Origin of the sequence: Sideroxydans sp. CL21 (genome assembly GCF_902459525.1) — a bacterium.
In the GTDB taxonomy this organism is placed as follows: Bacteria; Pseudomonadota; Gammaproteobacteria; order Burkholderiales; family Gallionellaceae; genus Sideroxyarcus.
Map to the genome: position 1 here is coordinate 2,997,593 of NZ_LR699166.1, position 24,956 is coordinate 3,022,548.

Annotated in this window: 33 protein-coding genes; 7 read left to right on the forward strand and 26 right to left on the reverse strand. The window is 56.6% G+C overall.

All coding sequences use genetic code 11. The features are described from left to right. Window positions 1-2: 2 nt before the first annotated feature. From nusB to ribBA, 3 genes are read right to left on the reverse strand one after another with little or no spacing between them, the layout of a single operon-like run. A complete protein-coding gene (gene nusB, locus QOY30_RS14160) occupies window positions 3-455 on the reverse strand; it encodes a transcription antitermination factor NusB (RefSeq protein ID WP_283745262.1) in 453 nt (150 codons plus the stop codon). Then, window positions 452-904 carry a 6,7-dimethyl-8-ribityllumazine synthase gene (ribH, locus tag QOY30_RS14165; protein ID WP_283745263.1) on the reverse strand — a complete coding sequence of 151 codons (453 nt, stop codon included), beginning with the start codon at window positions 902-904 and terminating at the stop codon, window positions 452-454. The genes nusB and ribH overlap by 4 nt, the downstream gene beginning before the upstream one ends. Next, window positions 901-2,001 (reverse strand): bifunctional 3,4-dihydroxy-2-butanone-4-phosphate synthase/GTP cyclohydrolase II, encoded by a 1,101-nt coding sequence (gene ribBA / locus QOY30_RS14170; RefSeq protein ID WP_283745264.1) that lies wholly within the window; start codon window positions 1,999-2,001, stop codon window positions 901-903. The genes ribH and ribBA overlap by 4 nt, the downstream gene beginning before the upstream one ends. 176 nt (window positions 2,002-2,177) lie before the next feature. Between ribBA and QOY30_RS14175 the strand changes: the two genes are divergently transcribed. After that, window positions 2,178-2,417 carry a hypothetical protein gene (locus tag QOY30_RS14175; RefSeq protein WP_283745265.1) on the forward strand — a complete coding sequence of 80 codons (240 nt, stop codon included), beginning with the start codon at window positions 2,178-2,180 and terminating at the stop codon, window positions 2,415-2,417. Window positions 2,418-2,419: 2 nt separating this feature from the next. Next, window positions 2,420-2,968: a methyltransferase family protein gene (locus QOY30_RS14180; protein ID WP_283745266.1), complete on the forward strand. Its 549-nt coding sequence runs from the start codon at window positions 2,420-2,422 to the stop codon at window positions 2,966-2,968. A 1-nt stretch (window position 2,969) separates the two neighbouring features. On the opposite strand, the gene QOY30_RS14185 is transcribed toward QOY30_RS14180, so the two are convergent. The 4 genes from QOY30_RS14185 to glyA form a co-directional block, all read right to left on the reverse strand. Continuing rightward, window positions 2,970-3,566: a riboflavin synthase gene (locus tag QOY30_RS14185; protein WP_283745267.1), complete on the reverse strand. Its 597-nt coding sequence runs from the start codon at window positions 3,564-3,566 to the stop codon at window positions 2,970-2,972. Window positions 3,567-3,568: 2 nt separating this feature from the next. Continuing rightward, window positions 3,569-4,660, reverse strand: a complete 1,092-nt coding sequence (gene ribD, locus QOY30_RS14190) for a bifunctional diaminohydroxyphosphoribosylaminopyrimidine deaminase/5-amino-6-(5-phosphoribosylamino)uracil reductase RibD (protein WP_283745268.1) — start codon at window positions 4,658-4,660, stop codon at window positions 3,569-3,571. Then, on the reverse strand, window positions 4,657-5,133 hold the full coding sequence (nrdR, locus tag QOY30_RS14195; protein ID WP_283745269.1) for a transcriptional regulator NrdR: 477 nt from the start codon (window positions 5,131-5,133) through the stop codon (window positions 4,657-4,659). The genes ribD and nrdR overlap by 4 nt, the downstream gene beginning before the upstream one ends. Window positions 5,134-5,211: 78 nt before the next feature. Next, window positions 5,212-6,456 carry a serine hydroxymethyltransferase gene (gene glyA, locus QOY30_RS14200; RefSeq protein ID WP_283745270.1) on the reverse strand — a complete coding sequence of 415 codons (1,245 nt, stop codon included), beginning with the start codon at window positions 6,454-6,456 and terminating at the stop codon, window positions 5,212-5,214. Window positions 6,457-6,626: 170 nt separating this feature from the next. On the opposite strand from glyA, the gene rpoH reads away from it, so the two are divergent. Continuing rightward, window positions 6,627-7,496, forward strand: coding sequence for an RNA polymerase sigma factor RpoH (gene rpoH / locus QOY30_RS14205; protein WP_283745271.1), 870 nt, complete (start codon window positions 6,627-6,629; stop codon window positions 7,494-7,496). A 51-nt stretch (window positions 7,497-7,547) separates the two neighbouring features. Here rpoH and QOY30_RS14210 read toward each other — a convergent pair whose 3' ends face one another. The 9 genes from QOY30_RS14210 to QOY30_RS14250 are packed head-to-tail and all read right to left on the reverse strand — an operon-like array spanning window position 7,548 to window position 15,848. Beyond that, complete coding sequence (locus tag QOY30_RS14210; RefSeq protein WP_283745272.1) at window positions 7,548-7,949, reverse strand: ClpXP protease specificity-enhancing factor; 402 nt, start codon at window positions 7,947-7,949, stop codon at window positions 7,548-7,550. A 13-nt stretch (window positions 7,950-7,962) separates the two neighbouring features. Next, entirely contained in the window at window positions 7,963-8,562 is a 600-nt protein-coding gene (locus QOY30_RS14215) for a glutathione S-transferase N-terminal domain-containing protein (protein WP_283745273.1), read from the reverse strand. A gap of 8 nt (window positions 8,563-8,570) precedes the next feature. Further along, window positions 8,571-9,587 carry a hypothetical protein gene (locus tag QOY30_RS14220; protein WP_283745274.1) on the reverse strand — a complete coding sequence of 339 codons (1,017 nt, stop codon included), beginning with the start codon at window positions 9,585-9,587 and terminating at the stop codon, window positions 8,571-8,573. A gap of 15 nt (window positions 9,588-9,602) precedes the next feature. After that, complete coding sequence (locus QOY30_RS14225) at window positions 9,603-10,139, reverse strand: c-type cytochrome (protein WP_283745275.1); 537 nt, start codon at window positions 10,137-10,139, stop codon at window positions 9,603-9,605. Next, window positions 10,136-10,666: a DUF3341 domain-containing protein gene (locus tag QOY30_RS14230; RefSeq protein WP_283745276.1), complete on the reverse strand. Its 531-nt coding sequence runs from the start codon at window positions 10,664-10,666 to the stop codon at window positions 10,136-10,138. The genes QOY30_RS14225 and QOY30_RS14230 overlap by 4 nt, the downstream gene beginning before the upstream one ends. Next, window positions 10,667-12,052 (reverse strand): NrfD/PsrC family molybdoenzyme membrane anchor subunit, encoded by a 1,386-nt coding sequence (gene nrfD, locus QOY30_RS14235; RefSeq protein ID WP_283745277.1) that lies wholly within the window; start codon window positions 12,050-12,052, stop codon window positions 10,667-10,669. A 23-nt stretch (window positions 12,053-12,075) separates the two neighbouring features. Beyond that, window positions 12,076-12,951 carry a 4Fe-4S dicluster domain-containing protein gene (locus QOY30_RS14240; RefSeq protein WP_283745278.1) on the reverse strand — a complete coding sequence of 292 codons (876 nt, stop codon included), beginning with the start codon at window positions 12,949-12,951 and terminating at the stop codon, window positions 12,076-12,078. A 3-nt stretch (window positions 12,952-12,954) separates the two neighbouring features. Next, window positions 12,955-15,198, reverse strand: coding sequence for a molybdopterin-containing oxidoreductase family protein (locus tag QOY30_RS14245; protein ID WP_283745279.1), 2,244 nt, complete (start codon window positions 15,196-15,198; stop codon window positions 12,955-12,957). A gap of 44 nt (window positions 15,199-15,242) precedes the next feature. After that, complete coding sequence (locus tag QOY30_RS14250) at window positions 15,243-15,848, reverse strand: cytochrome c3 family protein (RefSeq protein WP_283745280.1); 606 nt, start codon at window positions 15,846-15,848, stop codon at window positions 15,243-15,245. Between the two features lie 433 nt (window positions 15,849-16,281). Between QOY30_RS14250 and QOY30_RS14255 the strand changes: the two genes are divergently transcribed. From QOY30_RS14255 to QOY30_RS14265, 3 genes are all read left to right on the forward strand, one after another. Continuing rightward, window positions 16,282-16,917 (forward strand): hypothetical protein, encoded by a 636-nt coding sequence (locus tag QOY30_RS14255; protein ID WP_283745281.1) that lies wholly within the window; start codon window positions 16,282-16,284, stop codon window positions 16,915-16,917. A 108-nt stretch (window positions 16,918-17,025) separates the two neighbouring features. Continuing rightward, complete coding sequence (locus tag QOY30_RS14260; protein WP_283745282.1) at window positions 17,026-17,775, forward strand: MgtC/SapB family protein; 750 nt, start codon at window positions 17,026-17,028, stop codon at window positions 17,773-17,775. A 69-nt stretch (window positions 17,776-17,844) separates the two neighbouring features. Next, window positions 17,845-18,276, forward strand: coding sequence for a DUF2721 domain-containing protein (locus QOY30_RS14265; RefSeq protein WP_283745283.1), 432 nt, complete (start codon window positions 17,845-17,847; stop codon window positions 18,274-18,276). Between the two features lie 53 nt (window positions 18,277-18,329). Here QOY30_RS14265 and QOY30_RS14270 read toward each other — a convergent pair whose 3' ends face one another. Next, the gene (locus QOY30_RS14270; RefSeq protein ID WP_283745284.1) at window positions 18,330-19,076 is read right to left on the reverse strand and encodes a Nif3-like dinuclear metal center hexameric protein; all 747 of its coding nucleotides are present in this window, start codon (window positions 19,074-19,076) and stop codon (window positions 18,330-18,332) included. A 40-nt stretch (window positions 19,077-19,116) separates the two neighbouring features. Here QOY30_RS14270 and QOY30_RS14275 point away from each other — a divergent pair, with 40 nt between their 5' ends. Beyond that, window positions 19,117-20,274 (forward strand): Do family serine endopeptidase, encoded by a 1,158-nt coding sequence (locus tag QOY30_RS14275; protein WP_283745285.1) that lies wholly within the window; start codon window positions 19,117-19,119, stop codon window positions 20,272-20,274. Here QOY30_RS14275 and tatC read toward each other — a convergent pair. Genes tatC through hisH form a run of 9 tightly spaced genes read right to left on the reverse strand, consistent with a single transcriptional unit; the run spans window position 20,164 to window position 24,951 of the window. Then, on the reverse strand, window positions 20,164-21,009 hold the full coding sequence (gene tatC, locus QOY30_RS14280) for a twin-arginine translocase subunit TatC (RefSeq protein WP_283745286.1): 846 nt from the start codon (window positions 21,007-21,009) through the stop codon (window positions 20,164-20,166). The genes QOY30_RS14275 and tatC overlap by 111 nt on opposite strands. 15 nt (window positions 21,010-21,024) lie before the next feature. After that, complete coding sequence (gene tatB, locus QOY30_RS14285) at window positions 21,025-21,408, reverse strand: Sec-independent protein translocase protein TatB (protein WP_283745287.1); 384 nt, start codon at window positions 21,406-21,408, stop codon at window positions 21,025-21,027. 15 nt (window positions 21,409-21,423) lie between these two features. Next, on the reverse strand, window positions 21,424-21,642 hold the full coding sequence (tatA, locus tag QOY30_RS14290; protein ID WP_283745288.1) for a Sec-independent protein translocase subunit TatA: 219 nt from the start codon (window positions 21,640-21,642) through the stop codon (window positions 21,424-21,426). Window positions 21,643-21,656: 14 nt separating this feature from the next. Next, the gene (locus QOY30_RS14295; protein WP_283745289.1) at window positions 21,657-22,007 is read right to left on the reverse strand and encodes a histidine triad nucleotide-binding protein; all 351 of its coding nucleotides are present in this window, start codon (window positions 22,005-22,007) and stop codon (window positions 21,657-21,659) included. Then, window positions 22,004-22,321, reverse strand: coding sequence for a phosphoribosyl-ATP diphosphatase (locus tag QOY30_RS14300; RefSeq protein ID WP_283745290.1), 318 nt, complete (start codon window positions 22,319-22,321; stop codon window positions 22,004-22,006). The genes QOY30_RS14295 and QOY30_RS14300 overlap by 4 nt, the downstream gene beginning before the upstream one ends. Continuing rightward, window positions 22,318-22,707, reverse strand: a complete 390-nt coding sequence (gene hisI / locus QOY30_RS14305) for a phosphoribosyl-AMP cyclohydrolase (protein ID WP_283745291.1) — start codon at window positions 22,705-22,707, stop codon at window positions 22,318-22,320. Before hisI ends, QOY30_RS14300 begins: the two co-directional genes overlap by 4 nt. Next, window positions 22,704-23,462, reverse strand: a complete 759-nt coding sequence (gene hisF / locus QOY30_RS14310) for an imidazole glycerol phosphate synthase subunit HisF (RefSeq protein WP_283745292.1) — start codon at window positions 23,460-23,462, stop codon at window positions 22,704-22,706. Before hisF ends, hisI begins: the two co-directional genes overlap by 4 nt. Then, on the reverse strand, window positions 23,463-24,221 hold the full coding sequence (gene hisA / locus QOY30_RS14315; RefSeq protein ID WP_283745293.1) for a 1-(5-phosphoribosyl)-5-[(5-phosphoribosylamino)methylideneamino]imidazole-4-carboxamide isomerase: 759 nt from the start codon (window positions 24,219-24,221) through the stop codon (window positions 23,463-23,465). A 10-nt stretch (window positions 24,222-24,231) separates the two neighbouring features. Further along, a complete protein-coding gene (hisH, locus tag QOY30_RS14320) occupies window positions 24,232-24,951 on the reverse strand; it encodes an imidazole glycerol phosphate synthase subunit HisH (protein WP_283745294.1) in 720 nt (239 codons plus the stop codon). Window positions 24,952-24,956 lie beyond the last annotated feature (5 nt).

Sequence of the window (24,956 nt, forward strand, 5' to 3'; positions counted from 1 at the left end):
GATTATTTCGCGGCGACCTCGGTCGCGCGCACTTGTGCCGCCAGCTTGTCCAGCACGCCGTTGACGAATTTATGTCCGTCGCTGCCGCCGAAAGTCTTGGCCAGTTCCACCGCCTCGTTGATGACGACGCGATAGGGCACTTCGGGATGGTGAGTCAATTCGTACGCTCCCAGCAGCAACACCGAGAATTCGACCGGGCTCAATTCATTCACGGCACGATCCAGATGCGGGGCGATCTGTGCGGACAATGCCTCGCTCTCGGCGACCGCGCCTTTCAGCAATTGCCCGAAGAATTCCATGTCATAACGTCCCAGACTCTTTTCGGCCAGCGTGCCTTTCTCGATCAGTGCCGGATTTTTGCCGGAAAGCCGCCATTCGTAGACTCCCTGCATCGCCAGTTCGCGCGCACGATGGCGCAGGCTCTTGGCGGGATTGTGCTGTTTGGCGTCGCTCATGCGAGCGCTTTCAGCAGGTGCACCATCTCGATGGCAACCAGCGCCGCTTCCGCACCCTTCACGTTGACGCGCACTTCAGCCTGTTCGTCTGTATCGGTGGTCAGGATGGCGTTGGCGACCGGCACACCGCTGTGCAGTTGCACTTCACCCACGCCCCGCGCCGATTCGTTGGAAACGACCTCGAAATGATATGTGTCGCCGCGTATCACCGCACCCAGCGCAACCAGCGCGTCGAATTTCTTGCTCTGTGCCATGGCTTGCAGCACCAGCGGTATCTCCAGTGCGCCCGGCACGGTGGCCAGTGTAATGTCGTTCTCGCTGACGCCGCTGAGTACCAGTTGCTGGCGACATGCAGCCAGCAACCCTTCGCACACGACTTCGTTGAAACGGCTCTGCACGATGCCGATGCGCAGGCCCTTGCCGTTCAGGTTCTGTTCGATCTCTTTCATTTTGTTTCCTTGCATTGACAGTAACGCACCACTTCCAGCCCGAAGCCGGTCATGCTGGGCAATTTGCGCGGGGTGGCGATCAGGCACATCTTGCCGACGTTGAGATCGCGCAATATCTGCGCGCCGATGCCATAACTGCGCGGATCCCACCGCGCGTGATCGGGTTCCGGTTTGGCTGCGGCCCGGGCCAGGAGGCTCGCCGATGTCTCGGTATGATGCATCATCACCAGTACGCCCGCCTCGGATTCGCTGATCTTCTTCAGCGCATCATGCACGCTGGTCGTGTTCGGCAGGCTGACCTGTTCCATGAAATCCAGCGCGGACAAGGGTTCATGCACGCGCACCACCGTCTCGATCTGCGGCTGGATGTTGCCCTTCACCAGCGCCAGATGGGTACGCTGGGTGGTCTTGTCGGTGTAGGTCACCAGTTCGAATTCGCCGTAGGCGGTTTGCACCGTGCGTCGTGCGACGCGCTCGACCAGCGTCTCGTTGTGGATGCGATACTCGATCAGATCCGCGATGGTGCCTATCTTCAGGCCGTGCTCCTTGGCGAACGGGATCAGATCCGGCAGGCGGGCCATCTCGCCGTCTTCCTTGATGATTTCGCAGATCACCGCTGCCGGCATCACGCCGGCCATTTGCGCCAGGTCGCAACCCGCTTCGGTATGTCCTGCACGCACCAGCACACCGCCCGGTCGCGCCATGATGGGAAAGATATGGCCGGGCTGAACGATGTCGGCCGGCTTGGCGTCCCTCTTCACCGCGGCCCTGATGGTCGTGGCGCGGTCGGACGCGGAGATGCCGGTGGTCACGCCTTCCGCCGCCTCGATTGAAACGGTGAAATTGGTGCCCAGCGGGCTCTTGTTCTCGCGCGCCATGTGCGAAATGCCGAGCTGGCGGCAGCGCTCCTCGGTCAGCGTCAGGCAGACCAGGCCGCGCGCATGGCGGATCATGAAGTTGATGGCTTCGGGCGTGACGAATTCGGCGGCGAACAGAAGGTCGCCCTCGTTCTCACGGTCTTCCTCGTCCACCAGGACGACCATACGTCCGGCGCGTATCTCGTCGATTATTTCGGTTATCGGTGCGATGTCAGTCATTGTCTGCGGCTCAGTTTTGGGTATCGCGAAATCGCGGGACAGGGATTTTAACACCATCGGCAATAATCCTTGCCGCCTCTGTCAGCGCCCCCGGCATTGCCTTCGGACGGTATTCGCATTTCACATCAGGCTGCGATACCCCCTATAATCCGGTCATCGTCTTCACAGCCTTTCCTATGCCGCAACTGAACCTCTCAAAATGGGCAATCCGCAACCGGGCCATCGTGCTCTATCTGTTGCCGACCTTGCCCATTTCGGGTGCGCTCGCCTATCCGGAATTGCCGCAGAACGAAGACCCTGGTTTTTCCTGCAAGGGAAAGACTTGCGCAGCTCGCTGGTGGGGTTCGTCATCCGCAAATGACGTGTCCGGAGCCGGAATACCGCAAAGCGACGTGGCATTCATTTCAGGAGATTGACGTTGCTGGAAGGTATCGTGTTTACGCTCGCCACCATGGCATTGGCTTACGTTTCGAGAGCCTCGCTGCGCGTCCCCAGGTCGCACGGTTTCTATCGGTTTTTCGCGTGGGAGCTGATGCTGCTTCTGATCGTAATGAACATCGACGGCTGGTATGTCGTGCCAGTTTCGTTCGACCAGACGATCAGCGGAATATTGATGGCCATTTCGCTGATCGTGATCATTCTGGGCTACGGGATATTGCGCCTGCTGGGTGAGAGGGACGACAGTCGCAATGACGGGGCGCTGATGGTGTTCGAGAAAACTTCCGTACTCGTCACCCACGGAATATATCGTTATATCCGCCACCCGATGTACAGCTCGCTGATCTTTCTGGACTGGGGCTTGTTTTTCAAACGCATGTCCTGGCTGAGCGGCGGTATTGCGCTGTTCGCCTGTCTCTTCCTCGTGATTACCTCGCTAGTGGAAGAGACCGAGAACATCCGCTATTTTGGCGCGCAATACCGGGAATACATGAAACGCACCAAGCGCTTCATTCCGTTCATGGCATGAATCACCCGGCGTCCGCGGTCATCATGCGTTCGACGTAGCGCGCGATCAGGTCGATCTCCAGATTGACTTTCGCTCCGACCGTCAGCTCGTTCAATGTCGTCACATCCAGCGTATGCGGAATGAGATTCACCTCGAATTCCGCCCCCGACACTTGGTTGACCGTCAGACTGACACCGTTGATGGTGATTGATCCTTTCACTGCAATATACTTTGCCAATTGTTGCGGTGCACGCACGATCAGTCTCCAGCTTTCACCGATATCGTTGAACGCGATCACCGTACCCACACCGTCCACATGACCGCTGACCAGATGCCCGCCCAGGCGGTCGGACAAGCGCAAAGCCTTTTCCAGATTGACATGGCCGCCCTGCATTTCCAGTCCGGTAGTGCAATTCAAGGTTTCGCGCGAGACGTCCACCGTAAAGTCGCTTCCGGCTATCTTCACCACGGTGAGGCAGACACCGTTCACGGCGATGCTGTCACCGAGCTGTACGTCGTCCATGCCGAGCACTTCAGTCGCCACTGTCAGGCGCAAACCGCCATCCCGGTCCTGCGCCAATTTGATGAGACCGACGTCGGCCACGATTCCGCTGAACATGATCATTTCTCCTTTGATATTCTTGCGACGATACGCAGATCGCCGCCCACTTGCCGCACATCGTTCCATTGCAGCGCAACCCCTTGTTGCAACTGCGTCAGCTCTCCCAGGTCCGCCAGCCCCCGCGCGGCATCGCCCAACAACTTAGGTGCGAGATACAGCACCAATTCATCCACCAGCCCTGCCTTCAGCAGCGCCCCGTTCAATGTGCGCCCCGCTTCCACGAGCACCTCATTGATGCCGCGCTTCCCGAGGTCGCGCAACACGCCGGGCACATCGATTTCGCCGTCCGCAGTTGCCAGAATTTTTACTTCCGCGCCACTGGTCTTTATTGCCTGGTGCTTTTCTGCATCCGAACAGGCGGTATAGATAAGCGTCTTTCCGCTCTGCAGGATTTTGGCTTTGGGCGGAATGCGCAACCGGCTATCCAGCACCACACGCAACGGTTGCCTTTCTGTCGGGATATCCCTCACATCAAGCTGCGGGTCGTCCGCCAGTATCGTACCGATACCCGTGAGTACGGCACAGGAACGTGCGCGCCAATGTTGCACGTCGTGTCGCGCCGCTGCGCCGGTGATCCATTTGCTGGTGCCGTTCGCCAGCGCCGTATGGCCATCCAGACTCGCTGCAATCTTGCTGCGTATCCAGGGCGTGCCGCGCGTCATCCGCGAGAAAAACCCGATGTTCAGTTCGCGCGCGGCAGCTTCCATCAAACCGCTTTCGACCCCGATTCCGGCCGCACGCAATTTGGCGATGCCTTGTCCTGCTACTTGGGGATTCGGATCCTGTACCGCTATAACCACGCGCCGGATCCTTGCCGCGATGAGCGCATCGGCACAGGGAGGCGTGCGGCCGTGGTGGCTGCACGGTTCCAGCGTGACGTAAGCTGTCGCACCGCGTGTCGCATCACCAGCCGCGCGCAAGGCATGAACTTCGGCATGCGACTCGCCGGCACGCTCGTGCCAGCCCTCCCCGACTACCTTGCCGTCACGGACCAACACGCAGCCAACACGGGGATTGGGGCTGGTCGTGTACAACCCCCGCTCTGCAAGACGCAGCGCCTGAGCCATCCACTGACTGTCGGCAACATTCATTTTTTTTCGTTCTGGCGCCGCCGGGGATTTTTGACAGCGTCGATCGCATCTGAAAAATCGCCGACATCCTGAAAACTCTTGTACACGGAGGCGAAACGAATGTAGGCGACCTTGTCGAGCTTGAGCAGCTCTTTCATCACCATCTCGCCTATCTGGCGCGAACCGATCTCGCGTTCGCCGATCGCAAATACCTTTTGCGTGACATTATCGATGGCGGCATCGACCAATTCGGTTGGAACGGGACGCTTGTGCAGCGCCCGGGTAAAGCTGGTGCGCAGTTTTTCTTCATCGAACTCGCTGCGCATGCCGTTCTGCTTGACCACCTGCGGCATACGCAGCTCGACTACTTCGTAAGTCGTAAAACGCTTGTCGCAGGATACGCACCGCCTGCGCCGACGAATGCTGTCGCCCTCCTCGTTCTCGCGAGTGTCAACGACCTGGGTGCCGGGATGCTTGCAGAAAGGACATTTCATAGGATACGGGATACGGCATACAGGCCACAGGAACGGGCGGTTTCCCCCGAATCCAGTATCCCGTCTCCTGTATCCTGCTTAGCCATACACGGGGAACTGCGTCGTCAGCTTTTTCACTTCACCCACCACGCGCGCGATCACCGCATCATCGTTCGGCGCATCCAGCACGTCGGCGATGAGGTGAGCCAGCTTTTCGGCTTCCAGCTCCCTGAAACCACGCGTGGTCATCGCGGGCGAACCAATACGAATTCCGGAAGTGACGAATGGCTTTTCCGGGTCGTTGGGGATGGCGTTCTTGTTCACGGTGATGTGCGCCTTGCCCAGGGCGGCTTCCGCCTCTTTACCGGTCAGTTTCTTGGCACGCAGGTCGACCAGGAACACATGGCTGTCGGTACGACCGGACACGATGCGTGCTCCGCGCTCTTGCAATACCTTGGCCATTACCCGTGCATTGTCGATGACTTGTTTTTGATATTCCTTGAATTCCTTGCTCGCAGCCTCTTTGAAGGCTACGGCTTTTGCGGCGATGACGTGCATCAGCGGGCCGCCTTGCAGTGCCGGGAAAATGGCAGAGTTGAGTGCTTTCTCATGTTCGGCCTTGGCCAGGATCAGGCCGCCGCGGGGGCCGCGCAACGTCTTGTGCGTGGTCGTTGTCACAAAGTCGGCAATACCGACCGGGTTGGGGTAATAGCCGGCCGCAACCAAGCCTGCATAGTGCGCCATGTCCACGAACAGGTAGGCGCCAACGCTGTCGGCGATTGCGCGGAAGCGCTTCCAGTCGATGACAAGCGCATAGGCGGAGGCACCGGCCACGATCATCTTCGGCTTGTGCTCCGTTGCCAAGGCTTGCACCTGATCGTAATCAATCTCTTCTTTTTCATTCAGACCATACTGGATGGCGTTGTACAACTTGCCGCTGATGTTCACCGAGGCACCATGCGTCAAGTGGCCGCCGTGCGCCAGACTCATGCCCAGGATCGTGTCGCCGGGCTTCAGGACTGATACGTACACCGCCTGATTGGCCTGGGATCCGGAATGCGGCTGGACGTTGGCATATTCCGCACCGAACAGGGATTTTGCACGGTCAATAGCCAGTTGTTCGGCCACATCAACGTATTCGCAACCGCCGTAGTACCGCTTGCCCGGATAACCCTCTGCATATTTGTTGGTCAGCTTGCTCCCCTGCGCTTCCATCACCGCCGGGCTGGTGTAGTTTTCCGAGGCGATCAGTTCGATATGATCTTCCTGACGGCGATTTTCATTCTGGATCACGGCCCAAAGTTCAGGGTCAGTGATTGCGATGGTGTTTTTGCTGGAGAACATGGTGATTATCCGTAAAGGTTAGAAATTTATGAAGGCGCGAATTCTATCATGCCGGAATGAAGCCCTGACAGACGGGCTCGTCCCGTCTTTACCCCTGCTGTTCGAACCTTTTTGCCATCTGGCACTCATACGGTCCGAGTGCTAGAATTAAACAAATAGGAGGAAATGCCATGAATGCAACCATGAGTTTGCCGATACCTTCTGCCGTAGGCAGTCTGGAGGGCTATGTTCAGGCCGTGAATCGCTTTCCGGTACTGTCGCATGAAGAGGAGTTGTCCCTGGCTAACCGCTTCAAGTCAGAAAATGACTTGGAGGCGGCGCGTCAGCTAGTAGTTTCTCACTTGCGCGTCGTGGTCAGCGTAGCACGGGGTTATGCCGGTTACGGTCTGCCGCAGGCCGACCTGATTCAGGAAGGTAATATAGGCTTGATGAAGGCGGTAAAACGCTATGACCCGGAGCGTGGCGTACGTTTGGTATCGTTTGCCTTGCACTGGATACGTGCCGAGATTCACGAGTACGTGATACGCAACTGGCGCATGGTCAAAATCGCCACCACCAAAGCGCAGCGTAAGCTGTTCTTCAACCTGCGCAGCATGAAACAGGGACTGGAGCCGCTCAAGCCGCAGCAAGTCAGCGAGATCGCCCAGCAACTCAACGTGAGCGAGCATGATGTGGTGGATATGGAAGCCCGCTTTGCCGGACATGAGATCGCGCTCGAACCGCTTGCAGGCGACGAAGATGAGAGTTATTCGCCCATCAATTATCTTGCCGACAATGCGGAGCACGAACCTTCATACATCCTTGAAGCAGCGGAACGCGAACACTTGCACACTTCCGGCTTGGCGCAAGCCTTGGCGAGCCTGGATGAGCGCAGTCGCCGCATCGTGGAAGCACGCTGGTTGCGCGAAGAGGAAGAGCATTCGTCAACATTGCATGAGTTGGCTGCCGAGTTCAATGTTTCCGCCGAGCGCATCCGCCAGATCGAGCAAAAGGCACTGATCAAGATGCAGTCACAGTTTGGTTTGCCTGCAACTGCCTGATCTGGATTAGCCAAAGAAAAAACCGCGGAAGTTTCTTCTGCGGCTTTTTTATTACTTCACAACTCTGAGAGTAGGCTTGCCCTGTGGAGACGGCCCATCTGGCGGTTCGCCCGCACCTGTCACCGCGCCCATGGGAGAAGACTCCTGCCCTTGAAACACCAGCCCCTGCCCGGTCTCTTTGGCGAAGATACCGATCACTGCCGACATCGGAACGATAAGTTGGTGTGCCACGCCGCCGAAACGTCCGCCGCAGGTAATATCTTCGTTGCCCAGCTGCAAATTGCGCACTGCGTCCATGCCGATGTTCAGGACGATCTTGCCGTCCTTGACGTAGGCCATCGGCACTTGCGTGTACTCGTTTACCTGCACCGCCAGGTACGGCGTGTATCCGGCATCGGCGCACCAGTCGAAAATGGCGCGGATCAGGTAGGGTTTAGTGGATGGCTCGCTCATACCAAACCTGAAATCACTTGCGCATTGCCTTTTCGGCAGGCGTCATCGCCTCGATGTAGGCAGGGCGCGAGAACAAACGCTCTGCATATTTCATCAACTGCGCGGCTTCCTTGTCCAGTTGGATTCCGTAATGATCAAGACGCCAAAGCAAGGGAGCGACCGCCACATCGAGCATGGAAAATTCATCGCCCAGCATGAACTTTTGCTTGGTGAACACGGGCGATATCTGGGTCAGGTTTTCGCGCACGGCAGCGCGCGCCTTTTCCGCAATCTTCGTATTGCTGCTTTCCAGACCCGGAATATGGCAGAACAACTCGTTCTCGAAGCGATGCAGAAACAGGCGCGCACGAGCACGCATCACCGGATCCGGCGGCATCAATTGCGGATGCGGGAAACGTTCGTCGATGTATTCGTTGATGATGTTAGCCTCGTACAGGATCAGGTCACGCTCAACCAGAACCGGCACGGTGTTATACGGGTTCATCACCGCCAGGTCTTCAGGCTTGTTAAAGACGTCCACATCAATGACCTGGAAATCCATGCCTTTTTCAAATAAAACGAAGCGACAGCGGTGGCTATAGGGATCAGTTGTCCCCGAATACAATGTCATCATGTAGCAAATTATCCTTTTATCAATTGGTTACGCGCCATTGTGCTGCGCACCAGTTGATACCCTACCATGATGACACCTATGCTGACCAGCCCTCCCCACAGAACAGGGATCGTTCCGGTACCGTTTATGCCTGCAATCCAGATGAAACGCTCGAACAATGTGCCGATGATCATGCCCACGGCAATCGTCACCGTCAGCTTCGGATTGTGCCGGGTTATCGGGAAGCAAAGCGAAATGAACGGGATCACGAACTTCAACGCTATCATGGACCACCATATCGCGCTGAAATCACCATTCTGCATTGCGTCTATGCGGTCGCGCTCATCCCCGAGGTTGCCGTACCAGATCGTCAGGTATTGCGCGAAGAAGGTGTACATCCACAGCAAGGTGAACGCCAGCATCATTTGCGCCAGGTAGTTGTAAATGAATTCGTCCACTCGTTTCACCAGCGCGTCACGGGTGTTCAGCACATAAATCCAGATCAACAGGAAAGCCAGGAACATGCCGAAGTTGCTGACCAGGTTCTGCATCCCGTAGATCGCACTGTGCCAGGAAGGCTTCAGCGTCATCTCAAAGTCCCACGCAATCATGGTGGCATACAGCACGGTGAAGAACGGGATCCAGCAGGCCACATGATGGAACTTCACACGGTCTTCCTCGCTACGCTCGGCGACTTCCTGGCGCTTGATGAAGGTACGCCACACGAACATGATCACCAGCATGCCGATCACTTCACGCGCAGCCAGCAGCGGCAGGGTGTACCAGCCAGGCATATGCACATCCTCGCCGTGCGAAACGTGGCCGATCCAGGGGAAAGTCTGATTGCCGCCGATCAGCAAAATCACCAACAACGCAAAAGCCAGTGGAAACAGTGCATACAAGGACACTGCCAGCGGGCGTACCTGAAAGCGCCACTTGGCACCAACCAGATAAAGCACCGAGCACAAGGCCACGCCGCTCAGCGCCAAGTAAGTCACCACCATGAAGCTGGCGGTAAGAACCGACCAATTACTGTAAGAAATCATGCTTATCCCCTTTAATTAGCGGCCGTTGACATTGGCGTGCACAGTTCCACCCTGTTGCAGCACCTTGCGCACGTAATTGACCACATTCCAGCGCTCGGTCGGCGACAGGTCGTTTGCATAGGACGGCATCACCGCCCCCCCGAATGTCATCATTCCCCAGATATAACCGTCGCTGACTTCCCTGGCATGGTCTGCGGTCAAATTGTAGGGTTGCAATACCAGCTTCTGCCCCACCAGCCCGTCACCCTTGCCTGCATAGCCGTGGCACGGAGTGCAGTAGATACCGAACAGCCTGCCCCCGAACTCGATCGATTTCTGATTGGCAACCACCGGGTTTTTCTGCTTGTCGGCGGCTTCCATATCCTTCACGAAACTGTTCGTGCCGGGAACCGGTACTGAACGCTCCGGATAGGTTGCCATGCCTGGATGAGCCGGATCGACGCTTTCCTGCGGCTTGATGCTGATCTGTTCCGACATATCCTTGGACCATGGCCATGCTTGCGCCACCGCAGGCGCAACGAGCAAAGCAATTGCTAAAGTTATTTTTTTCATCTGCCAGCCTCTTCCTGAATTTCCAATGCCTTGTGCCTGGTAAAAATCTCCCTGAGTTTTGCCAAAGAACCATCGTCACCCTTCACCAGGATACCGATCTGGTCTTCCGACACCTTGGCGCTGTAAAGCGGCGAACGCCTGGCCGGCAAACCGGCGCAAATCAGGAAACCCAGCACGGTGATGTACACCCCTCCCAGAATGAACATTTCATAGGTCAATACCAGGTCGGGGGGAATCGGCACGATCGGTTTGCCGCCCTTCATCTGGGAGAAAAAGCTGGCCTGCGATCCGGAAATCAGCGAGAAAGCCAGCAATCCGCCCGTAAGAGCCCCTCCCAAAGTAAACCATTGCACCTTCACCGACTTTTCGCCGAGAAACTCCTCGACTTCCGGGTGTTCGATGGGCGATTTGACCACCAGGTCGTCAGCCGCATTGAAACCCTTGATTTCGGAGTTGCGCAGCTCGCGGACGACTGCTTCGGCTTCGTCGAAATTGTTGTACAGGGCCAGCAAGTAACGTTTGCTCATTTAGTGGGCTCCCTTCACAGCGAGTTCATCCTGCACAGCCAGCTCTTCCTTCTTTCGCGCCAGGCTGCGGTGATAGACCATCTCCTTCACTTCATACATCGAGACGGACGGCACGATCTTGCAGAACACCATGAACAGCAGGGTGAACCAGCCAAAGCTGCCGAACACGATGCCCCACTGGATCAGGCTCGGCCACTGGTCGTGGTCCCATGTCCACGGGTAGTAGCCGTGCGAGAAAGTCGGCGCCACAATCATCCAGCGCTCCAGCCACATGCCGAGATTCAGCAGCAACGACACCGCAAACATCACCGGGATGTTGGTCTGCCACTTCTTGACCATCATCGCGAACGGCACTACTGAACCACAGAAGATCATCGCCCACCAGAACGGTGCATAGGTTCCGGTCGCCTTCTGGATCAGCACGTCCTTGGCTACCTGGTCATGGCTGTACCACACCGAAGCGAACTCGATGCAGTTCAGGTAAGTCCATACCATGGCAATCGCGAAGGTCAGGCGCACCGTCTTTTTCAGGATCGGCAGCGTCATGTATTCCTCGAACCTGAACACGTAGCGCAGGATGATGAACAGCGTGATGATCGCCGCACAGCCGGAGTACAACGCACCTGCCACGAAGTACGGCGGGAACGATGTCACGTGCCAGCCGGGCTGCTGCGACATGGCAAAGTCTGATGCCACGATGGAGTGCACCGACACCGCCAGCGGGATCAGGAAGCATGCGATGGTCAGATAGGTGATGCGGAAATTGCGCCACTGACGGTCGGTACCTTCCCATCCCAGTGCGAGCAGGGTGTACAGCTTCTTGCGCCAGCCCTGATGGATGTTGTCGCGGCAGATCGCAAGGTCAGGAATCGAGCCGATATACAGGAACAGGACGGACGAGCTCAGGTAAGTGAAGATCGCCATCGCATCCCATAGCAGCGGCGACTGGAAGTTGGGCCATATCCAACGTTCGCTCGGATAGGGCAGCGCGTAGTAAACCTGCCACAAACGGCCCAAGTGCACGGCCACGAACAAACCAGCCGTCATCAGCGAGAACGTGGTCATCGCCTCGGCAAAACGGTAGATCGGTTTGCGCCAGTCCGCATGCATCAAATGCAGAATCGCAGACAACAAAGTGCCGGAGTGGCTCATGCCGATCCAGAAAATGAACGAGGCAATGTACAAACCCCACACATGCGGATTGTCCATGTTGGCCACGCCCATGCCGGTGTTGTACTGGTAAATCTCACAGCCGACGCCCACACTGAAAACCAGCAGTGCCACGAAGATGATGACCCAGTACAGTTTGCGAGGCGACTCCAGGCTCTTGAGCACATCAGTGTTGATCTGTGCCCAAGCGATGTCTTCGCGGATATCTTTTCCCATTTTTCTTTTCCTTCCCTTTTGCCTTATACGGCGCTTTCGCGCACCCGCTCCAGATACATCACCGAAGGATAGGGACGCAGTTCTTCCAGAATGCGGTAGCCGCGCAAACGGTTGCCTTCCTTCTCGTCCTTTTCCTGAATGTCCTTAATCAAGTCGACCTGCTGGCTCTGCCACTGTTTGGCGACCTGCGATTCCGGATTGTGCAGATTGCCGAACGTGATCGCACCGGCCGGGCACGCTTCCTGGCATGCGGTCTGCACGTCACTGTCCTGCACCGGACGGCCCTCAGTCTTCGCGTTGTTGCGGGCGGTGTAAGTGCGCTGTTTGCAGAATGTGCATTTTTCCATCACACCCTTGGTACGCACGGTCAGATCCGGATTGAGCTGCTGGTTCAACGGCTCAGGCCAGGCGTTCTCCTGTTCCGGATAGTTGTACCAGTTGAAGTAACGCACCTTGTACGGACAGTTCGCCGAACAGTAGCGAGAACCGATGCAGCGGTTGTAGATCTGCGAATTGAGGCCGTCCTCAGTGTGGTTGGTGGCGCCGACCGGGCACACCGTTTCGCACGGTGCTGCCTCGCATTGCTGGCACATCATCGGCAGGAAACGCGCACCCTGTTCGGCCTCGAAGCCGTTGTCGGTCTCGTCCCAATAGCGCTCGACACGCATCCAGTGCATGGCCTGACCGTGTGAATATTTCTCCTTGCCCACGACCGGCAGGTTGTTCTCGGCGTAGCAAGCCACGCTGCAGGCATTGCAACCGGTACAGGCATCGAGGTCTATGCTCATTGCCCATTTGATGTCGGATGGATAAGCCTCCCAGTCGGGGTACCCTTTGTCTTCGACCGGGTGGGTATGGCGAAATTTCGACCAGTTTTCTAACAGATTGGAAACTGACATGCTTTAGACCTCCTTCGAAAGATCGACTTTGTCTGCCGATACTTGGACCGCAATCTTCTGTTTGCCCGCCTGGCTACCGCCTGCAGGGCCCTCTTCCTTGACAATGATGACGCGTTGGCCGGTCTTGCTGATCTTCACGTTGGTTTCGTTAAGGGCCAGTTCACCGGTCTCCTTGTCGAATACCGAATCCAGTATGCCGAACACGTTGGCGCCAACACCCCTGGCGTACCGTCCCATCGCTTCGTGGCCGTAACCGACCGGCACGGAAACCGCATCGGGGTGAATGCCCGGGAACAGGTAAGCCTGCGTCTTGATGGAGCCGCTCTTGGAAGCGATTTCGACGATGTCACCTTCAACGATGCCGAGTTTGGCTGCCGTCTTGGGATTGATCTCGACCCAGGAATCCCACACGATGGTGGTCAAGGGATCTGGCGATTCCTGCAACCACGGCTCGTTGGCATTGCGCCCGTCGCGCATGCTGGCCGACACTGCCGGAATCAGGCGCAGCGGATAGGACGGATCGGCATCGGCAGACGCCGGCAATTTCAAACCCGCCGCAGATGCCTTGGCCGACACCGGGCTGGAGATGCCTTTCAACGGCACAATGCCCTTGCTCAGTGTTTCGTTCCAGAACAATTCGTCGTCATCACCGGCCTTGCCGCCGAGCGCAACCTTGTTCTTCAGCACAGCGCTGCGCAAGTAGGAATAGAAGTCGTCGAATTCCTTGTATTTGTCGGCCTTGCGCTGCTTGAGCAGGGCCAGCAGGATGTCGCCAACACCGCGGGTATCCGGAAACACTTTCTCCATCATGGGCTGGCGGAAACTCATCTGCGTATAAGTACTTGAGTATTCCCCTTCCGGCGCTGCCATGTACTCGGGCACCACGGTGGCCCAGTCTTCCATTGCCGAGTCCAGCGGCAAAATCAAGTCGGCCGCCAGCGCGGTTTCGTCCATGTATTGCGCGAACACCACTTTGAAGTCGGCCTTGGCGAAATTTTCCTTGAACTTCATCGAAGCCGGGGCACTGAACACCGGATTGACACCGTAGCTGAACACCACCTTGTATTTGCCCGCAGCCAGGCCGTCGTTGAGGCCGATCAGCGAGGAACGGTTGCCTACGGTCGGCGCGATTTGCGGGAACGGCACGCTGGCGGATGCTTCAACAGTCTTGCCTATGTTGCCCAGTACCCGATTGAGCAAGGCGATGGCTGCCGCATTCTGCGAACCGTGCGCATAACCCTCTGCCGCGCCACCCGCCAACACCAGGCTCGGTGTTCGGTCCTTCAACAGGGCCGCCAGTTTTTCGATCTGTTCGGCAGAAACATCGGTCTCTTTGCTCGTGCGCTCTGTCGTATATTCATTGCTTACCGCGGCAATATCTGCAGGAATGGACAGACCGGCTTTACCAAGCGCATTGATGATACCCAGCGCCAGCACACCTTCAGTACCCGGCCGAACCGCAATCCAGCGATCCGCATTCGCACCCGTCAGCGTCATTTTCGGTTCGATCTGCACCAGCACGCCGCGGCCTTCCGGACGGTTACCCTTGCGGAACTGCGAATACAGTTGCGAAAAATACACCGGAGAAATCCATGCGCCGAGGAAGTCGGCACCGAACGACACCACCACCTTGGCCTTGTCGATGCGATAGCGCGGCATCGACACGCCATAGGCTTTCTTGTTGGCGGCGCGCAGTACGGCAGGAGAGATCGCTTCATAGGAGAAATGGTTCTTGCTGTCCAGTTCGTCCATGTAATTGCCCAGCAACGCCTGCACATGACCGCTCATGCCGCCGGTGACGAAAGCGATTTCCGCTCCCTTGGCGCCGTTCAATTTCTCGTTGATCAGTCCGAGCGCCTTGTCCCAGGTGATGGTTTCACCCTTGTCGCCGGTACGCAGCAGTGGCTCGCGCACGCGATCCGGGTTGTAGTGCGCTTGCACGCCCGACAGCCCGAGACCGCACATCCTGCCGCGGTTGATCGGCGAATTCGGATTGCCTTCCGCCTTGAGCACGCGGCCTTCGCGCACGCGCCCCATGATGTTGCACCCGGCATCGCATTGCGCACAGGTCGAATTGAAATAGTTTGAAATGCTGGGAGTGACGTAGGAAGGCAGGGTCACATAGGAAGTGACCGTTTCCTTGCCATCCTGAATCGAGGTATTGCCGCAACCGCTCAAGGCGACGGCTGTTCCGCCCCACCCCAGCACCTTCAAAAAATCACGCCGATTAAAATCGTTTTCTGTCATCGCTAAATCCCCTGAAATCTTGCTCGTAGTAAACGTCACGCCGCTTACTTGTGGCATGTGAAGCAATCGTTGGGACCATGTCCCGTCACGCTTGAATTGGCGCTGACCAGGTGATCCTTCTGATGGCAACTGACACACCAACCCATGGTGAGAGGTTTCTGGCGCTGCGCTACCGTCATGGCCTTCACATTGCCGTGGCAGTAACCACACACCTCCTGATAGGGGCGGTCCTGCTGAAAATAGAAACGCTGGATATGGCGCTCGTGATTGAACCGCACGAAATCGGGAAGATCGTGCACCTTTTTCCAGGGAATCGGTTTCTTGGCGTCCCAGTATTCGAACAGCTTCTGGATGCGCGGTTTGTCCCGCACCGATTCGATACTCTGGTGACATCCGATACATTTCTGTATCGGCGGAATGCCGGCCACCATGCTGCGGCGAGCGTAGGTGTGGCAATACATGCAGTTGATCTGCATGCCGCCGTCCTTGGCATCGCCTGCATGGCGAAAATGCGGAAACTCGATAGGCTGTTCGACTGCCGGACCTACGTCGTCAGGTGTCGTGAGAGTCGGAAGCGCATCGGCTGCATGACTGCTCGCATAAAAAAACAGGCCAACGAGCAGCGTAAGTGAACGTAAAAAACACTTCATCGTATGTAGCTCCCCCAACAAAACAATATTCAGACGCCGGCAATATTTCGGCCGGAAAAATTACGGAAAAACGGATTTATCCAAAACGCATGCGGTCGCTGTTCTTGTGATTTAGATGTGATTTCATCAGCCTCCATTGCCAGCTGTTGCGACTACACGCGATGAATAATGTCGATGTTAAAAAATAATGTCAACCATCCTGCTCAACATTTCTGCACCACCTATTCCCCAAGCTAGAGCAGACAAGGTATTGAAGTATTTGCTTATATTCGCGCGGCAAATTTTATAAAGTTAAGGACGCGTTAAGATGCGGCCTTCAAGGTCAAGGACACGTCAAGACGGGATTTGAAGGAGAAAAAATTTCTTCCATCCGAGTCCCGATTTTTGGCTGTAAACTCCGGTCGCAAATTTTAATTTTTCGAAGCTTTCAAAAATGAACGAAGAACATTCCGTACTCAATTTTTTTTCACAGGAAGAAAATTTTTCGCTCGCGTTAATCACCGCCGAACATCTGGATGAAATCCGGTTGCAGTACAACAATCGATTCTGGAAAGCGCTGAGCGCACAACTCGATGCTTTGCTCGTGAAAAATGCCCTGCCGTGGCAGAGCGAACTCACTGAAGATCGCAATACCGAAGACTGCCTCGTCGGTTTGCGGCTTGAACCGCTCTTCAGTCAGCGCACTTTCCTGCGCCCGTTCATGGAACAGCAACTGCTGGGCGAGAACTATCGCATCTATTACGGACTGATGTGGAACGCAGCACCCGAACCTGTCCAGAAAAACTTGCCTGCCGTGGACACACTGCGCGCACTTTTGGGCGCGACCGGATTCAAGCACAGCGACAGCTTCCTTGGGTGGCAATGGTCTTCCTGGTATCCGCGCCGCAAAGATTTCCTGCTGCGATTCTCGGTACAGCCAGATGAATTGCTGAAAGATGCGATGCGGCCATGGCACGCGTTGCTGGATGAAATTGGTGAGCCATTGCGCCTTGCCAACCTTGCCCTGAATGAAGTGCCGCGCAGCGCAACGATCTCGCTGGACCAGTTGCGCGGCAAATCTGCCGGCTAGCAAAGCCATCTCCGGATGCGTTGGCCGTCATGGAAGGCGCATAACAACGCGGCAGTAATCCGGCGCCGATTCTTGTACACTCCCTACAAATAAAAATGGAGAACGGACATGGACGCGTTATCGTTTGCCAATCTGTCGGCTTACTGGTCTGCGCCGGAAGTGGCGACCAACATGATTGTATTTTTCAACATGTTTGGCGCACTGGTACTGGGCCTGATCGTTGGATATGAACGCTCCTACCACGGCCGCGCAGCCGGCATGCGCACCTACGGACTGGTCTGCATGGCCGCTGCTGCTGTCACCGTCATCGCCGGCTATCCCTCATTTTGGTTCGGCGGGCATGTGAACACCTATCTTGCCGGAGACCCCACCCGCGTCATTCAGGGCATCCTCACGGGTATCGGGTTTCTTGGCGCCGGGGTCATCATGCGCGACGGCCTCAACATCAGCGGCCTCACCACCGCCGCCTCCATCTGGACCTGCTCCGCCATCGGCGTCATGGTCGGCGTCGGTTTCTACGCTTCGGCCATCATGCTCACCATTCTTTCCGCGCTGTGCATGATGTGGATTTCCAAGCTGGAGAGTTGGTTGCCCTCGCGCCCCGCCATCGCCGTCACCCTTGAATTCCAGAAGAATTTTGTGCCGCTGGAACACACCCTGCGCGAAGTCGTCTACTCCAACGGTTATGAAGTCGCTTCAGGTTCTTTCGCCATACGCTCCAGCGACGAAAAACTTGAATGGCACTTCGTCGCCATCGCTCTGAGCAAGAGCAGCGGCGTATCGATGAACGAACTGGCCAGCGGGCTCACCACATTGCAAGGCGTAGAAAACTTCTCTCTCTCGCATGCAAGGAACTGACATTCGCGGCGGACACATTTTTTGTCCCTCGTTACCAGGTTTCATGAATGCCAAATTTAAGGAATTGCCATGCAAAATCCTGCTGAAATTATGACTGTCGCCCGCGTGATTCAACAGGCGGTTGCGCCTGTCTTTCTGCTTACCGGCATCGGCGCGATGCTTTCCGTGATAACGAATCGTATCGCCCGCATCGTCGATCGCTCAAGAGTATTGAGGAACTCAAGCGATCCCAAGCTGCCTGCCCAGATGGAGGAAATGGCGATGCTTTCGAGGCGGGTACGCTGGGTACATTGGGCGGTGAGTCTCTGCACAATGTCCGCTCTTTTCATCTGCATTGTGATCGCGGCACTATTTGTGGGCTCGGAGATAGGGGTTGATCCTTCGCGCGCCGTTTCGCTGTTCTTCATCTCAGCGATGCTGGCCCTGATTTCGGGTTTGTTATGTTTCCTCCGCGAAATCTATCTGGCCACCCAAAACCTGGAAATGCGAGACAAGACGTGAAAATCCGGTTTGATGCCGGTTTTGCATAAAGCCAGCCAATCTTCAGCTGACCGTCATACCGGATTGTCCTGATCAAAAAACTGGTGCTCCAATCCAAACTGCGATGCAAGATGTTCACCCAACGCCTGCACGCCGTAACGCTCGGTGGCATGGTGCCCGGCTGCGATAAAGGCGACACCCGTCTCTTGTGCGACATGCACGTTCTGTTCTGAAATCTCGCCTGTCAGGAATGCATCCACGCCCAGTGCCACCGCCTGTTCGAAGTAGCCTTGCGCCCCGCCGCTGCACCACGCGATGCGGGTAATGTTGGGATTGGCATGAGCGATGACTTGCGGCACACGCAGCAAAGTATGCTGAATATGCTGGGTGAGTTGCTGCAGGGTCTGCGGGCGCGCCAGAACGCCATGCATGGCGATGTCCTGATCACCGAATCGGCCCTGTTCGACGAAACCGAGCACCTTGCCCAACTGCGCGTTGTTGCCGAATTCCGGGTGGGCATCCAGCGGCAGATGATAGGCCAGCAGACTGATATCGTGCTGCAGCAGATGGGCAATGCGGCGCTTCTTGATACCGGCGATCGCGGCGTCTTCGTTGCGCCAGAAATAGCCGTGATGAACGAGGATGGCATCCGCGCCCCATGCCGTGGCGGCTTCCAGTACGGCTTGCGAGGCTGTCACGCCGGTCGCAATGCGCCTCACCTCGGCCCGCCCTTCCACCTGCACGCCGTTCGGACAGTAGTCACGAAAACGGCTGACTGCAAGCTCGCTTCCGATATAATCGCGCAAATCATTCAATCGCATCGGGTTCGTCCCAATAATTTTTAGCGGCTCAAATCATACCATGCGCAAATTCTGGCTCCTGTTCGCCCAAGCTACCACCGTCGGTCTCGCGATGCTGTTCGTGATCCACACGCTCAGGCCGTCGCTGCTGCCCAATGCAGCGCGTAGCGGCGTCGTGACCTTGTACGAGAATAATGTCAAGGACGGCGGCGACCTGCCGGCCGTGGGCTTCAGCAAGGCGGCCCAGAAAGTGATGCCGGCGGTGGTCAACGTCTTCACCAGCAGCGAGGTGAAACCGCAAGCGCATCCGTTCATGGACGATCCGCGCTTCCGTTTCTTTTTCGGCGACCAGTTCGAGGATAACGTTCCGCAACAAACCTCCAGCCTAGGTTCCGGCGTCATCGTCAGCCATGACGGCTACATCCTCACCAACCACCACGTCATCGAGAGTGCGGATCAGATCGAAGTTGCCCTTTCGGATGGCCGCACTGCCAAGGGTCACATCGTCGGCTCCGATCCTGACACCGACCTCGCGGTCATCAAGGTCGATATTGGCAATAACCTGCCCGCGATCACTTTCGCCCAGTCCGATCAGGCGCATGTCGGGGACATCGTACTCGCCGTCGGCAATCCGTTTGGCGTGGGCCAGACCGTGACCATGGGTATCGTCAGCGCACTGAAGCGCAATCACCTCGGGCTCAGCACCTTCGAGAACTTCATTCAAACCGATGCGGCTATCAACCCCGGCAATTCGGGCGGTGCGCTGGTGGATGTGGAAGGCAATCTGGTCGGCATCAACAGTGCGATCTATTCGCCCAACGGCGGGTCGCTCGGGATCGGTTTTGCCATCCCGGTGAGCACGGCCAAGAAGATCATGGAACAGATCATTCAGAATGGATCGGTCACACGCGGCTGGATCGGCGTAGCGGTACAGGATCTCACACCCGAATTGCTGGAATCGTTCAAGCTCGGCGATGTGCAGGGCGTTCTGATCGCCGAAGTGGTGCGCGGCAGCCCCGCAGACAAGTCCGGCGTCAAACCGGGAGACATCCTGCTCAGCATCGCGGACAAACCGCTGACGGATTCCACCATCATGCTGGAAACCATCTCATCGTTGCCACCGGGCAAAGTCACCTCGCTCAAGTTGCTGCGCAACCAGGCTGAAGTGGAAGTTCAGGTCAAGGTCGGCAAACGCCCCAAACCCAAAGCTCAGGAATAAACCTGAAGGACGGGGATCAAACTGATTTCCCCCCGTCCACCCCGCCACCACGATGCCGGCTTCGTAAAGCAGCCACAGCGGCATCGCCAGCATGCACTGGGAAACCACATCCGGCGGAGTGAAGATCGCGCCGACGACAAATGCACCGACGATGACGTAAGGGCGAACCTCGCGCAATTTGGCTGTCGTCACCATGCCGGTCTTCACCAGCAGCACCACGGCGATGGGCACCTGGAATGCCAATCCGAAAGCGACGAACATGCTCAGCACGAAACTGAGATATTTGTCGATATCGGTCATGACGGCGACACCCTTGGGCGCGGCGGCGGTAATGAAACCGAACACCACGGGAAAGACCGCAAAGTAGGCGAAGGCCATGCCACAGAAAAAAAGAATCACACTGGAAACCAGCAACGGCAATATCCACCGCTTCTCGTTCAGATACAAGCCAGGTGCGATAAAGCGCCATAACTGATAAAGGATGTAGGGAAGCGCGATCAGAAAAGCCGCCATCATCGCGACTTTGAGCGGCACGAAAAACGGCGTCGTGACATCTGTCGCGATCATTTGCCCGCCCTTGGGCAACTTGGCCAGCAGCGGACGGGCCAATAAACTGTAGAGATCGGACGCCCACGGAAACAGGCAGATGAAGACCAGCAAGAGGGCGACGGCGGAATTGAGCAGGCGCGTGCGCAGCTCAATCAGGTGTGAGATCAGGTTTTCGCTTGTACTCACGATAAAAAGAAGAAATTAGTCAATCGGAAACTGCCTCTGTTCGGGAGCTGGCTGTTCTTTTGGGGTGTTGCCAACTGCGGGGGCACTACGCGGCTTGGGCTGTTCGACCGAGGCTGCTTCCTGCTCAAGCGATTTCAAATGATTATCCACCGCCTGACCGGCCTGGCTTGCAGCTTGCATCGCCGCAGCGGCTTCCTGCTCCACTTTCTGCTTGAGTTGTTTCAGTTCGTCCATCTGCATGTCGCGCTCGATATCGGCGCGCACACCGTTGATATAGCGTTGCGCCCTGCCCCACAGCAAGCCCATGGTGCGGGCCACTTTGGGCAGGCGCTCTGGGCCGATGACGATTAGCGCCACCACCATGATCACCACCAGTTCGGAAAAACCGATATCAAACATAAGTAATTTTCAGGCTCAAACCTTGGTTTGAGTCTTCTCTTTCGCTTCGCCTTCGATGGTCTTGCCGTCATGCGTGACCTGCTTGTGAGCTTCTTCTTCGCCTTTCATGCCGTCCTTGAAGCCTTTCACCGCCCCACCCAGATCTTCGCCGATGTTGCGCAGCTTCTTGGTACCAAATATCAGCACCACAACCAACAACACGATCAACCAATGCCATATGCTCATTGAGCCCATTTCACTCTCCTCGTTTAATCTCGTTTAACCATGGGCGGAATGTTGCCGCCGCCGATGACATGGATGTGCAGGTGAAATACTTCCTGCCCACCGCCCTTGCCGCTATTGATGACGGTGCGGAAACCGTTTTTCAAACCCTGCTCCAGCGCCAACTTCGGCGCCAGCAACAACATCCTGCCAAGCAAAGCTGCATGGACTTCTTCAGCCTCCAGCAGCGACACAATATGCAGCTTGGGAACCAGCATGAAGTGTACCGGTGCGACCGGATTGATGTCGTGGAAGGCAAATACCTCGTCATCCTCATACACTTTGCGGCTCGGAATGTCGCCGTGCACAATTTTGCAAAAAATGCAGTTGTCGCTCATTTCCGGCTCGCTTTTTCTTCAATTCCGGACACGCCTTCGCGTCGCGCCAGTTCCTTCAGCACATCGTCGGCGCTCAATCCTTTTTGCGCCAGCAACACCATGCAGTGAAACCATAGATCGGCAACTTCGTATACCAAATGTTGCCTGTCTGCCTCTTTGCTTGCCAGTAAAACCTCACCCGCCTCTTCGATCACTTTTTTCAGAATGGCGTCCTCGCCCTTGCTGAACAGTTTTGCGACGTAAGACGAATCGGCTGCGGCCTGTTTGCGCGCCTCAATCGTCCCGGTCAGTCGTTGCAGAATCTCGTTGCTCATTTTTTATAAATCTCGTCGGGCGACTTCAGAACCACATCCGTTTCTACCCAGCGGCCTTGTTCCAGTTTGCTATAGAAGCAACTCTCGCGCCCGGTATGGCAAGCGATGCCGCCTTTTTGTTCCACCTGCAGCAAAACCACATCGCTATCACAATCCAGACGTATCTCTTGCACCTTCTGAATGTGGCCGGACTCCTCACCCTTGTGCCAGAGTTTCTTGCGCGAACGCGACCAGTATATCGCCTCGCCGGTCTCTGCCGTGCGTTTGAGGGCGTCGCGGTTCATCCACGCCACCATCAGCACGCGCCCGGTCGCCGCATCCTGCGCGATGGCCGGAACCAGACCGTCTTCGGACCAATTAACTTTGTTCAACCAACTATCTGTCACAGCCGCACCTCAATACCTTGTTGTGCCATGAACTGCTTCGCCTGCTGCACCGTGTATTCGCCGAAGTGGAAGATGCTGGCCGCCAGCACCGCATCCGCGCCGCCCAGTTTCACGCCGTCGGCGAGATGTTGCAGATTGCCCACGCCGCCGCTGGCGATCACCGGTATTTCCAGCGCATTGGTCACGGCGCGGGTCAGCGCCAGGTCGAAGCCGCTTTTCTGTCCGTCTTTGTCCATACTGGTCAGCAGTATCTCTCCTGCGCCCAGACTTTGCATCTTCTTCGCCCATTCGACCGCATCCAGGCCGGTAGCCTTGCGTCCACCATGGGTAAACACTTCCCACTTGTTTGGTGCAGTTTGCTTGGCATCGATGGCAACCACGATGCATTGCGAGCCGTAACGCGCCGAAGCATCGGCCACCAGCTGCGGATTGACCACGGCAGAAGTATTGATACTGACTTTATCTGCGCCGGCATTGAGCAGATTGCGCACATCCTGCACTTCGCGCACCCCGCCACCAACCGTCAGCGGAATGAAAACCTGCTCTGCCACCTGTTCGATGATGCGGAAGATGATGCCGCGATCATCCGAACTCGCCGTGATATCGAGGAAAGTCAGTTCGTCCGCACCCTGTTCGTCGTAGCGGCGCGCGATCTCCACTGGATCTCCCGCATCGCGCAGTTCGACAAAGCTGACGCCTTTGACCACCCGACCGGCGGTCACATCAAGACAGGGAATGATACGTTTGGCGAGCATTTAGAGTTTCGGCGACAACTCATCGGCCAAGGCCTGGGCTGCCTTGAAATCCAGCGTGCCTTCATAGATGGCACGGCCCGTAATCGCGCCGGTGATACCTTCCGAACGCACGGCACACAAGGCACGCACATCATCCAGATTGGTGATGCCACCGCTGGCGATGACCGGCACATGCAATGGCCGCGCCAGATCGACAGTAGCCGGGATATTCACACCCGACAACATCCCGTCGCGACCGATGTCGGTGTAAATGATGGCTTCCACGCCATAGTCTTCAAAGCGTTTCGCCAGATCGGCCACATCGTGTCCGGTAAGCTTCGACCAGCCATCCACTGCGACCTTGCCGCCCTTGGCATCAAGGCCGACCATGATGTGCCCCGGGAATGCATCGCATGCCTCGTGCAGAAAGCCCGGCACTTTGACGGCAGCGGTGCCGATAATGACGTAGGTGACCCCGATATCGAGGTAGCGCTCTATGGTTTCCAGATCGCGAATACCGCCGCCCAGTTGTATCGGAATATCTCCGCCCACGGCATCAATGATGCTGCGCACAGCTGCTTCGTTTTTGGGTTTTCCGGCGAAAGCGCCGTTCAAGTCCACCAGATGCAGGCGTCGCGCGCCTTGTGCCAGCCAATGCTTGGCCGTGGCGGCGGGATCTTCTGAAAAGACTGTTGCGTCCTCCATCACACCTTGTTTGAGGCGCACACAATGACCGTCTTTCAGGTCGATAGCAGGGATGATCAGCGTTTTAGTATCCATGATTAGCAGATTAAGCAGGATTCCAGTTGATAAAATTCTGCAGCAGTTTCAATCCTGCAGCAGCACTCTTTTCCGGGTGAAATTGCACCGCAAACAAATTCTCTTTGGCCACCGCACAGACGAAGGGTTGCGGATAGTCGCTGGTGGCTTGCACCAGACTCGAATCCCTCGGCTCCACATAATAACTGTGCACGAAATAAAAACGCGCATCCTGCTCGATTCCAGACCATAGGGGATGCTCGGGAGTATTCCCCCACCCCAACCCTCCCCCGGGGGGAGAGGGAGCAACCGTCGCCTCCCCGCGCGGGGACGCGAGAGTATTGACTCTCCTGACCTGGTTCCAGCCCATGTGCGGCACTTTGAGTTTGCTGCCTTGCACATCCTGCTGGCCTGAAGCAAAGCGCCTGACCTGCCCGGAGAACAATCCCAGACAAGGTGTATCTCCCTCTTCGCTGTGTTCGAAAAGCACCTGCAGGCCCATGCATATACCGAGAAATGGCTTCCCTTCTCTGATTACGCCCGCAATCACGCTATCGAGACCGCGAGTATGAATTTCGCGCATGCAGTCCGGGGCAGCACCCTGCCCGGGAAAGATCACCCGTCCGGCAGAAGCAATCACATCGGCCTCGCCGGTAACCGCAATGTCCGCCCCGGGCGCAACTTTGCGCACGGCCTGCTGCACCGAACGCAGGTTGCCCATACCGTAATCGACGACTGCGATATCAACCATGGCGT

Bases quoted from the DNA above. Each gene is read 5' to 3' on its own strand.
- nusB (WP_283745262.1), bottom strand. From the start codon at position 455: ATGAGCGACGCCAAACAGCACAATCCCGCCAAGAGCCTGCGCCATCGT.
- ribH (WP_283745263.1), bottom strand. From the start codon at position 904: ATGAAAGAGATCGAACAGAACCTGAACGGCAAGGGCCTGCGCATCGGC.
- ribBA (WP_283745264.1), bottom strand. From the start codon at position 2,001: ATGACTGACATCGCACCGATAACCGAAATAATCGACGAGATACGCGCC.
- QOY30_RS14175 (WP_283745265.1), top strand. From the start codon at position 2,178: ATGCCGCAACTGAACCTCTCAAAATGGGCAATCCGCAACCGGGCCATC.
- QOY30_RS14185 (WP_283745267.1), bottom strand. From the start codon at position 3,566: ATGTTCAGCGGAATCGTGGCCGACGTCGGTCTCATCAAATTGGCGCAG.
- ribD (WP_283745268.1), bottom strand. From the start codon at position 4,660: ATGAATGTTGCCGACAGTCAGTGGATGGCTCAGGCGCTGCGTCTTGCA.
- nrdR (WP_283745269.1), bottom strand. From the start codon at position 5,133: ATGAAATGTCCTTTCTGCAAGCATCCCGGCACCCAGGTCGTTGACACT.
- glyA (WP_283745270.1), bottom strand. From the start codon at position 6,456: ATGTTCTCCAGCAAAAACACCATCGCAATCACTGACCCTGAACTTTGG.
- rpoH (WP_283745271.1), top strand. From the start codon at position 6,627: ATGAATGCAACCATGAGTTTGCCGATACCTTCTGCCGTAGGCAGTCTG.
- QOY30_RS14210 (WP_283745272.1), bottom strand. From the start codon at position 7,949: ATGAGCGAGCCATCCACTAAACCCTACCTGATCCGCGCCATTTTCGAC.
- QOY30_RS14215 (WP_283745273.1), bottom strand. From the start codon at position 8,562: ATGATGACATTGTATTCGGGGACAACTGATCCCTATAGCCACCGCTGT.
- QOY30_RS14220 (WP_283745274.1), bottom strand. From the start codon at position 9,587: ATGATTTCTTACAGTAATTGGTCGGTTCTTACCGCCAGCTTCATGGTG.
- QOY30_RS14225 (WP_283745275.1), bottom strand. From the start codon at position 10,139: ATGAAAAAAATAACTTTAGCAATTGCTTTGCTCGTTGCGCCTGCGGTG.
- QOY30_RS14230 (WP_283745276.1), bottom strand. From the start codon at position 10,666: ATGAGCAAACGTTACTTGCTGGCCCTGTACAACAATTTCGACGAAGCC.
- nrfD (WP_283745277.1), bottom strand. From the start codon at position 12,052: ATGGGAAAAGATATCCGCGAAGACATCGCTTGGGCACAGATCAACACT.
- QOY30_RS14240 (WP_283745278.1), bottom strand. From the start codon at position 12,951: ATGTCAGTTTCCAATCTGTTAGAAAACTGGTCGAAATTTCGCCATACC.
- QOY30_RS14245 (WP_283745279.1), bottom strand. From the start codon at position 15,198: ATGACAGAAAACGATTTTAATCGGCGTGATTTTTTGAAGGTGCTGGGG.
- QOY30_RS14250 (WP_283745280.1), bottom strand. From the start codon at position 15,848: ATGAAGTGTTTTTTACGTTCACTTACGCTGCTCGTTGGCCTGTTTTTT.
- QOY30_RS14255 (WP_283745281.1), top strand. From the start codon at position 16,282: ATGAACGAAGAACATTCCGTACTCAATTTTTTTTCACAGGAAGAAAAT.
- QOY30_RS14260 (WP_283745282.1), top strand. From the start codon at position 17,026: ATGGACGCGTTATCGTTTGCCAATCTGTCGGCTTACTGGTCTGCGCCG.
- QOY30_RS14265 (WP_283745283.1), top strand. From the start codon at position 17,845: ATGCAAAATCCTGCTGAAATTATGACTGTCGCCCGCGTGATTCAACAG.
- QOY30_RS14270 (WP_283745284.1), bottom strand. From the start codon at position 19,076: ATGCGATTGAATGATTTGCGCGATTATATCGGAAGCGAGCTTGCAGTC.
- QOY30_RS14275 (WP_283745285.1), top strand. From the start codon at position 19,117: ATGCGCAAATTCTGGCTCCTGTTCGCCCAAGCTACCACCGTCGGTCTC.
- tatB (WP_283745287.1), bottom strand. From the start codon at position 21,408: ATGTTTGATATCGGTTTTTCCGAACTGGTGGTGATCATGGTGGTGGCG.
- tatA (WP_283745288.1), bottom strand. From the start codon at position 21,642: ATGGGCTCAATGAGCATATGGCATTGGTTGATCGTGTTGTTGGTTGTG.
- QOY30_RS14295 (WP_283745289.1), bottom strand. From the start codon at position 22,007: ATGAGCGACAACTGCATTTTTTGCAAAATTGTGCACGGCGACATTCCG.
- QOY30_RS14300 (WP_283745290.1), bottom strand. From the start codon at position 22,321: ATGAGCAACGAGATTCTGCAACGACTGACCGGGACGATTGAGGCGCGC.
- hisF (WP_283745292.1), bottom strand. From the start codon at position 23,462: ATGCTCGCCAAACGTATCATTCCCTGTCTTGATGTGACCGCCGGTCGG.
- hisA (WP_283745293.1), bottom strand. From the start codon at position 24,221: ATGGATACTAAAACGCTGATCATCCCTGCTATCGACCTGAAAGACGGT.
- hisH (WP_283745294.1), bottom strand. From the start codon at position 24,951: ATGGTTGATATCGCAGTCGTCGATTACGGTATGGGCAACCTGCGTTCG.